Genomic DNA, 8,305 nt, shown 5'->3' on the forward strand with positions numbered 1-8,305 from the left:
CTGACAGTCAATGCCTTCCCTGAAGAAATATTTTGTCAACTATTTCACGCTGACTGACGATCTGCTGCCGCAGGCCGAAGCTGAAAGCGCCATCCGCGAGGGGGTCTCCTTCAAGGGGACCAACATGCTCATCCTGATCCTCGCGATCTTCATCGCCTCGCTCGGCCTCAACACCAACTCGACAGCGGTCATCATCGGCGCCATGCTGATCTCCCCGCTGATGGGACCGATCATCGGCATCGGACTTGGCGTAGGCGTGCAGGATTTCGAGTTGCTGAAACGCGCTATGCGCAATCTGGTGATGGCCGCGATGTTCAGTGTGCTGACATCCACGATCTATTTCATCATCTCCCCCGTGAGCGAAGGCCACAGCGAACTTCTGGCCCGAACCTCTCCGACAATCTATGACGTCCTGATCGGCTTCTTCGGCGGAGGTGCCGGCATCGTCGCCATCGGCTCAAAATCGAAAGGCAACGTGATTCCGGGTGTGGCAATCGCCACCGCCCTCATGCCCCCGCTCTGTACCGCCGGTTACGGGCTCGCCACTCTCCAGCTCAACTATTTTCTCGGCGCCTTCTACCTCTTCCTGATCAACTCGATCTTCATCGGCCTGGCAACCTTCATCGGTGTCAAGCTGATGCACTACCACCCCGTGGTCTCCCTCAACCCCGAACGCTCCCGCCGGGTGCGCCGCATCGTCTACACCGTAGCCATCCTCACACTCCTTCCCTCGCTCTACCTCACCTATAACATGCTGCGCCAGTCGCGCTTCTCGGCCAACGCCGACCGCTTCATAGCCCAGCAGTTCAACTTCCCCTCAACCCAGGTACTCAGCAAGAGCGCAGAGATCAGCCACGGCGAGAAGAGCATCACCGTCACCCTTATCGGCAAGGTGCTTCCTGCCGACTCCCTTCAGCTCGCAATGGCCTCACAGCTCAAGAACTACGGTCTCGAAGGGGCTAAACTCAACATAATCCAGGGCGATTCCCCCGACCTGTCGGAACTCAGGAACGGCTTGCCGAGCATGAGCGACATCTATGAATTCGCCCGCACATCTCTCACAGCCCAGCAACAGACAATCGACTCGCTCAGAAGCGTGATATCCCTGGCGCGCATCAACGACACAATCTCAGGCCGCATGGCTCCGGAACTCAAGGTGATCTTCCCGCAGGTCGAGGAGATAGCCATCACGCGGGCCGTCTTCGGCAACATCGCGACCGAGAAGCTCGACACCGTCAGCATGGCTCTGGTAAAATACAGCCGTCCGCTCTCAGCCGAAAAGCAGACTGAATTCCAAAACTACCTCAAAGCACGTCTGCGCGACAAAAACATTACCCTGATCAACGTCGGAAATCAGATAGATTTCCCCTCTCTCCGCGCCGGCCGAAAAGCCAAGGACTCAGAGACTGCCTCAAATAAGAAATGACACAAACCAACAGCACTGAGCTCCCCCAGGACAACGGCTGGAGACTCCCTGACAACCTTAAAGGCAAGAAGGTGGTTCTTGTCAACCATTCCGACACTCTCGGCGGTGCCGCCATTGTCACGTTCAGACTCATGCAGGCTCTGCGCCAGCAGGGAATCGACGCCAGGATGGTGGTCTACACCAAAACTTCCGATGAAAAGACCGTCGACTCAATCTACACCCGTTTCCTGCGCTCGATGTCCTTCTGCCTCGAACGTCTGCGGATTCTTCCGGCAGTAGGCTTTGACTACGGACAGCTCTTCAAGGTCTCCACCGGATCATTCGCCCTCAACGTACACCACCATCCCTGGGTAAAGGAAGCTGACATCGTCTGCCTCAACTGGATCAACCAGGGGCTGATGGGTGTCCGCGGCATACGCAAGCTCCATGAGGCCGGCAAAAAGATCGTGTGGACCCTCCACGACATGTGGGCCATGACCGGAATCTGCCACCATGCCCACGGCTGTGACCACTATCTGCGTGAATGCGGCGACTGTCAGTTCCTGGCCGGCGGAGGAAAGCCCGACGACCTCTCGCACCGCTGCTGGAAAAAGAAACACCGACTGCTGTCCGACGTACCCATAACCTATGTAACCGTCAGCCACTGGCTCGAAGAATGCGCGCGCAACTCCTCGTTGCTCCATGACAGGCGAGTGCTCACCATCCACAACCCCTTCCCGATCGAACAGTTCTACCATACGAGCGACCGGAAGCTTTACAGCCTGTTCACAGAAGAAAAACCGAATATAATCATCTTCGGCGCCGCCCGCCTCGACGATCCCATCAAGGGGCTTGACTACGCGATCGACGCGCTGAACCACATATTTGACAACTATCCTGAAATTGCCTCGACCACCGCGGTCTACTTTTTCGGCCACCTCAAGAACAAGGATGCTTTCGACCGTCTGCGCTTCTCACACCGATGGCTCGGAATGGTCAACGATTTCAAGACCATCCGCTACCTGTGTGCCAATGCGAAAGTGGTCCTTTCCTCCTCGCTCTACGAGACTCTTGGGGGCACACTGGTCGAAGGACAGGCCGGAGGCGCAATTCCGGTGACGTTCGGAGGCGACGGCAGAAACGATGTGGTCGAGCATCTGAAAAACGGCTACATCGCCCGCTGCAAGGATACGGAAGATCTGGCCGAAGGCATAATGTGGGCTCTGAAAGCCGACATTCCGCGTCAGAAACTCCATGAGTCGATCGGAGAACGCTTCGCCTCTCCGGTAATAGCCCGGCGCTACATCGACCTCTTCTCCGAGATAGTCGGAGGACAGCAGGCAGACAGCCCGGAGAAATAATATAATGTATTAGACAATCAACGAAAAGATGAAAGTACTGATCGTAGGAGCCGGAGGTTTCATCGGGGGCTTCATCGCCCGTGAAGCCCTTTCAAGAGGCTATGAAACCTGGTGTGGAGTGCGCGAAAGCACTTCGCGCCGCTATCTCACAGATCCGGCGCTAAAATTCATTACGCTTGACTACGATGACCCTCAGAAGCTCACCGAGCAGCTCAGGGATCATACGTGGGACTATATCGTCTACAATCTCGGCGCCACGAAGTGTGTCAACTTCAGCGACTTCAACCAGATCAACTACATCTATCTGCGCAATTTCTGCGAAGCGCTGATCACCAACAACCAGCATCCCGCCAAATTCATCTACATGTCATCGCTCTCGGCCATCGGTCCCGGCGATGAGAAAACATACAGCCCGCTGACCAATTCGATGATCCCGCAGCCCAACACCCGCTACGGACTTTCGAAAATCAAGGCCGAAACGCTCCTCCAGACCCTCCCGGCGGAGTTTCCCTGGATCATCCTGCGTCCCACCGGTGTCTACGGCCCCCACGAGCAGGACTATCTGATGATGATCAAGAGCATCGACTCCCACTTTGACTTCGGCGTGGGCTTCCGCCGCCAGATGCTGACATTCATCTATGTCGAAGACCTTGCCCGCGCCATCTTCGACGCCATCGAAAAGGCTCCGGTCCACAAAAAATACATCATCTCCGAACCGAGAGCCTATTCGCAGAAAGAATTCCGCCGCATAGTGGCCAGGGAACTCGGACGCCGCCTGGTGATCCCTGTACGTCTGCCTCTCTGGGCGCTCAAAATAGCCTGCAAGGTTTCCGAGAAATACGGCGCCGCCAAGATGCAGCCAGTCACTCTCAACTCCGACAAATACAACATCATGGCCCAGCGCAACTGGTCATGTGACATCTCCGAGGCCCGGCGCGATTTCGGTTTCGACCCGCAGATCGACCTGAGCGAGGGCATCAGACGCACAGTCAGAGCCTACCGCACTGAAACCGAAGAGCAGCAACGGCTGAAAAAAGAAGAAAAAAAGAGAAAAAACAATTGACGCCATGAGTCCGACCAAGCAAAGACCACCGCTGTGGATGACGCTGCTGATCATCCTCTTCCTCCTTCCGGCTTTCTCCTTTCCGGTCCTCGCAGCCAACATCCCCGCCGGCAATGAGGCTGTCAAGACATTCGTCTGGCTCTATCCCTTCTATATGCTCCTGTCTGGCTGGCTCGCATGGAGCGCCTACCCAGGCAGATCATACATCAGCTGGATCCTCCTGCTGCTCATGGCCCTCTCGACAGCCGCCGTCTGGACCCTTGTGCTAAACCCAGCCGCTGCCGCCCTCTGACAGCCGCCAAACCATCTGTAAACAACCGTCACCACCCCTATGAAACTTCTTATCATCAACGGTCCGAATCTCAACCTCTTAGGGACCCGTGAGCCGAAGATCTACGGTTCGCGCACTTTCGAGTCATATCTCATCGAACTCCGCGAAATGCTTGAAGGAGACGAAATCGAATACCTCCAGTCAAACCACGAAGGAGACATCATTGACTTCCTCCACCACACCGATGCTGACGGAGTGATCCTCAACGCCGGAGCCTATACCCACACCTCTCTGGCCATCGCCGATGCCATTGCAGGAATAGACACACCGGTCATCGAGGTCCATATCTCCAACACCGCTTCGCGCGAGGCAATCCGCCACACCTCACTGATCGCCCCCGTCTGCCGCGGGACAATCACCGGCTTCGGTCTCAATTCTTATTTCCTGGCCGCACAGGCCTTTGTCATGGGCCACGTGAAATGAAGACAGATTCCTTAGACGACTATATCCTCTCCCACATCTCGCCCGAACCCGACCATCTGCGCCGACTCTACCGCCGCACCCACCTGCGTCATCTCTATCCCCGCATGTGTTCCGGCCATCTTCAGGGACGCCTGCTGTCGATGATCTCGGCAATGGTCTCCCCTGACCGCATCCTTGAACTCGGCACCTACACCGGCTACTCCGCCCTGTGTCTGGCCGAAGGTCTGCGCGAGGGAGGCCGTCTGCACACCGTCGAGATCGACGACGAGATGGAGGAGGAACTGACCGAACTGTTCGGCTCGGCTCCCGGCGGCGACAGAATCACGCTTCATATCGGTGATGCGGAAGAGATCGTAGAGAGCATCGACGAGACCTGGGACCTGATCTATATCGACGCCAACAAGCGCCGCTACATCGAATATCTCGACGCAGTCCTCCCTCGCCTGCGCCAGGGGGGCTTCATCATCGCCGACAATACTCTCTGGGACGGCAAAGTCACCGACACGGAGACAAACCACGATGCCCAGACCCTCGCCCTCGACCGATTCAACAGCTATGTGGCCTCGCGGAGTGACCTCGAAACCGTCATACTCCCCCTGCGCGACGGCCTGACGCTGATCAGAAAATCGGAGAGGAAATAAAAAAATTTTGCTATCCCGTGAACCATTCCGTCACCCATGTGTTTAACATATATACAAGAAATGTGATAATGATTGGTTTAAAACGAATAAAAGCTGTCGGGATGACAGCTTTTTTCGTATCCGGCAACGGCGGATGACGCAGTATGACTCTCCGCCGAAAAACGTCTCAATCAACAGCTTCACAGAGGCTTGAGCGGTCCTTTAACCGGATAAGCCTCCGGCATATCCGATCTGTCGAACAAGGACCACAGATCAATGTGCAACCAGCCGCTTTCAACGGACTCAAACAATGTTTTTTCAAACAGCACATAAAATGCCAGGAAGGTGCTTATAAACACGACATGCAAAAGCGCCTTTTTAGCAAAAGCTGAAGACAAGCGCCATCCGATGTGATAAACGATGAATAGAGAAGCGACCGTGGCAAGCACAGCTACGAGTATAAGTTCCAGCATGTTAGGAATAGGTTAAATAAATCTTTTAATCAAGCCTGCAATAAAATCAAACAGATAAAGAATGCCCATTCCGGCAATCAGCCATAAGAAGAAACGCAGGTATTTGTTTGGTGTCGTCCTTTTTATCTGCTTTTCGGCCGAATCACTTACTATAAAGTATGTCATGAGCCGGAGAATTCCTTCTATCATTACAATTCAAATTGGTTCCAGAATAATACACTGTTGATTGCAGCTTGTGCTCCTGTTGCCAAATCAACTAACAGCATAAGCACGAATTGTCAAGCATAACAATTTAACGCAAATATAACTAAATTCGCATTAAATAGCAAGCTTAACAATCAATAAATTAACAAATGCAAATACAAGGAAATAAACTGGCGGGGCGCGACGGTAAACCGATGTCCTGACGGACATCTTATTTGTTGGGGACATATTTACCCCCGACACCTATGCGCTAACGCACGGTGTCGGGGGCTATGAGTAAACCAGCGTCCTCACGGACGCCAGGGCGGATCTGATGAATCGCGAATGGGACGTCCGGCAGGACGTCGATTTCTTCGTAGCCCGTGACACCGAAGCGATTAGCGTAGGTGTCGCGGGGAAGTCAGTTAACCCCGTTGCGGTGTCCGGCTGAGGACACCGATTTACGAATCATTCTAAAAACGGAGGAAATCGGCATTGTTTTAAAGACAAGGTTCAGGTGCGGGAGAGGATTTTCCGGGCCTTGGCCGCATCGGCTTTCAACTGTTCGGTCAGCTTTTCAAGTGACGAAAAGCGCTTTTCGGGGCGCAGGAAACAGATGAATTCCACCGAAAGCTCCTCATCGTAAAGATAACCGATGAAATCAAAGATATTGGCCTCGATCGAGAGCCGACCCTGAGCATCGGGATCGGAGACCGTGGGCCGGAAACCGATATTGACCATAGCCTGACGGCGAACTCCGTCAGGAGTAGTCACAAAAGCCGCATAAGCACCGGCCTTCGGGATGAGTGAATCAGCATCGGAAGGACTGACATTGGCAGTCGGGAAACCGATGGTGCGGCCAAGACTCTCACCGTGGGTGACGATGCCGCGCAGTCTGTAAGGATGTCCGAGGGCCTCAGCGGCTTTCTCTGGAGATCCGCTGAGCAGATGGTGGCGGATGACCGACGAGCTTACGGGCGAACCCGCCCCACGGTATTCAGGCGCAGCCACAACCTCAATGCCCAGTTCGGCACCTATCGCCTTGTAATCCTCAAACGCACCCGGTCGGTCATGGCCGAAACGGTTGTTGAAACCGAGCACCAGAGTCTCGATCCCATAGGAGCGCCGCAGCATATTGAGAAACTCGCGGGCACTCTTCCGGCGCAGACTGTCATTGAAAGTCAGCATGATGACATCTTCAGCTCCGGCTTCGCCGAGCTGATGCAGACGGTCGTTGAGAGGAGTGAGCAGACCGGGAGCCTCAAGCGGACGCACGAGCGACAGCGGATGGCGCGAAAAGGTGATCACCGACGGAGTCAGTCCGCGCGAGGCGGCTTCGAGCCTGAGGTAGTCGATAAGGAACTTATGGCCAAGATGGACGCCGTCATACATCCCGACGGCTGCGATGCGTCGGGTCGATCTGTCACTTCCGGTTATGATTCTCATTTCAGTATATATCGGGGTGATGATGGGTTTGTTCGTTTTGTTACTTAACGTCTGAGCGCGACCGCATGTTCTGTCACCATTGCCTTCGGTGGATGTTGCAAAACCGCCATAATTGGGTCCGGTAGGGACGCTTTTCAAAGCGTCCTCTTTCAGGCAATTGATTCCAAGGCAATTGCGGCAAGTTCTGCAACAACCACTCCATTGTAATCGGTTGTTTCTCAGCTGACGGAGGACGCTTTAAAAAGCGTCCCTACGGGGGGGGAATGCCTGGTGTTGCAACATTCACCCTACTCAGCGCAGAAATCGCGCAGAAGATCGGAGAATTCGTCGCCCGGTCTGACGAGGACAGCCTTGAATCCGTAGGAACGGGCAGCGTCGACATTGGCCTGCGAATCGTCAAAAAACAGAGTTTCAGCGGGGACGAGTCCGCAGGTGCGCTCGGCATAGTCGAAAATCTCCTTGCCGGGCTTGCAGCAACGGGCTTCATAGGAGGTCACAACTCCGTCGAAATAGTCGGCAAGCTCGCGACCCTCCTTGCGGAACTCTTCGGCGATCTTGCTTTCCATCATTATGGGGTTGGTGTTTGAGAGAAGGCAGATGCGATAGTCGCGGCGCAGGTCGCGCAGGGCTTTGAGGCGCTCGACGGGAATGCCGATGAGAAACTCATTGAAAGCCTCGTCGATCTGAGCGTCGGTGGGTGAAGGGGTCCCGAAAAGCGGACGTATGCGACGGTGAAACTCATCGGCATCGATCTCGCCTGACTCCAGAGCCAGAAAATCGCCTTTCTGGCCGTAGAGACCCAGGAATTCATCAGGATCTTTCATGCCAAGGCGCTTGAACGCTTCCACACAACAGTTGCGGTCAAGATCCATGATCACACCGCCAAGATCAAAAAGAAGATTCTTTATCATCGCAATATTATAAGAGGTTGTTTAATAACAATAGTTAAAATCTGAGCGAAAGTTTTGAGGTGGATATGGATCTGAATTGAAGGAGCATA

9 protein-coding genes are annotated in these 8,305 nt (G+C 54.3%); 6 read left to right on the plus strand and 3 right to left on the minus strand.

From position 1 onward, the window contains the following. Positions 1 to 10 precede the first annotated feature (10 nt). From K2H17_RS01860 to K2H17_RS01885, 6 genes are read left to right on the plus strand one after another with little or no spacing between them, the layout of a single operon-like run. On the plus strand, positions 11 to 1,426 hold the full coding sequence (locus K2H17_RS01860) for a TIGR00341 family protein (RefSeq protein WP_300130724.1): 1,416 nt from the start codon (positions 11 to 13) through the stop codon (positions 1,424 to 1,426). Continuing rightward, the gene (locus K2H17_RS01865; protein ID WP_300130725.1) at positions 1,423 to 2,766 is read left to right on the plus strand and encodes a glycosyltransferase; all 1,344 of its coding nucleotides are present in this window, start codon (positions 1,423 to 1,425) and stop codon (positions 2,764 to 2,766) included. Before K2H17_RS01860 ends, K2H17_RS01865 begins: the two co-directional genes overlap by 4 nt. Positions 2,767 to 2,794: 28 nt before the next feature. Further along, positions 2,795 to 3,829 (plus strand): NAD(P)-dependent oxidoreductase, encoded by a 1,035-nt coding sequence (locus K2H17_RS01870; RefSeq protein ID WP_300130727.1) that lies wholly within the window; start codon positions 2,795 to 2,797, stop codon positions 3,827 to 3,829. Between the two features lie 4 nt (positions 3,830 to 3,833). After that, positions 3,834 to 4,121 (plus strand): hypothetical protein, encoded by a 288-nt coding sequence (locus tag K2H17_RS01875; RefSeq protein WP_300130728.1) that lies wholly within the window; start codon positions 3,834 to 3,836, stop codon positions 4,119 to 4,121. Positions 4,122 to 4,160: 39 nt separating this feature from the next. Beyond that, positions 4,161 to 4,583 carry a type II 3-dehydroquinate dehydratase gene (locus tag K2H17_RS01880; protein ID WP_300130730.1) on the plus strand — a complete coding sequence of 141 codons (423 nt, stop codon included), beginning with the start codon at positions 4,161 to 4,163 and terminating at the stop codon, positions 4,581 to 4,583. After that, complete coding sequence (locus tag K2H17_RS01885; protein ID WP_300130733.1) at positions 4,580 to 5,224, plus strand: O-methyltransferase; 645 nt, start codon at positions 4,580 to 4,582, stop codon at positions 5,222 to 5,224. The genes K2H17_RS01880 and K2H17_RS01885 overlap by 4 nt, the downstream gene beginning before the upstream one ends. A gap of 179 nt (positions 5,225 to 5,403) precedes the next feature. Here K2H17_RS01885 and K2H17_RS01890 read toward each other — a convergent pair whose 3' ends face one another. From K2H17_RS01890 to K2H17_RS01900, 3 genes are all read right to left on the minus strand, one after another. After that, positions 5,404 to 5,676 (minus strand): hypothetical protein, encoded by a 273-nt coding sequence (locus tag K2H17_RS01890; RefSeq protein WP_300130736.1) that lies wholly within the window; start codon positions 5,674 to 5,676, stop codon positions 5,404 to 5,406. Between the two features lie 696 nt (positions 5,677 to 6,372). Further along, the gene (gene ribF, locus K2H17_RS01895) at positions 6,373 to 7,305 is read right to left on the minus strand and encodes a riboflavin biosynthesis protein RibF (RefSeq protein WP_300130738.1); all 933 of its coding nucleotides are present in this window, start codon (positions 7,303 to 7,305) and stop codon (positions 6,373 to 6,375) included. Positions 7,306 to 7,592: 287 nt separating this feature from the next. Then, a complete protein-coding gene (locus K2H17_RS01900; protein ID WP_300130739.1) occupies positions 7,593 to 8,216 on the minus strand; it encodes an HAD family phosphatase in 624 nt (207 codons plus the stop codon). Between the last annotated feature and the right edge of the window lie 89 nt (positions 8,217 to 8,305).

It is taken from the genome of Duncaniella sp. (genome assembly GCF_029054785.1).
Classification (GTDB): domain Bacteria; phylum Bacteroidota; class Bacteroidia; order Bacteroidales; family Muribaculaceae; genus Duncaniella.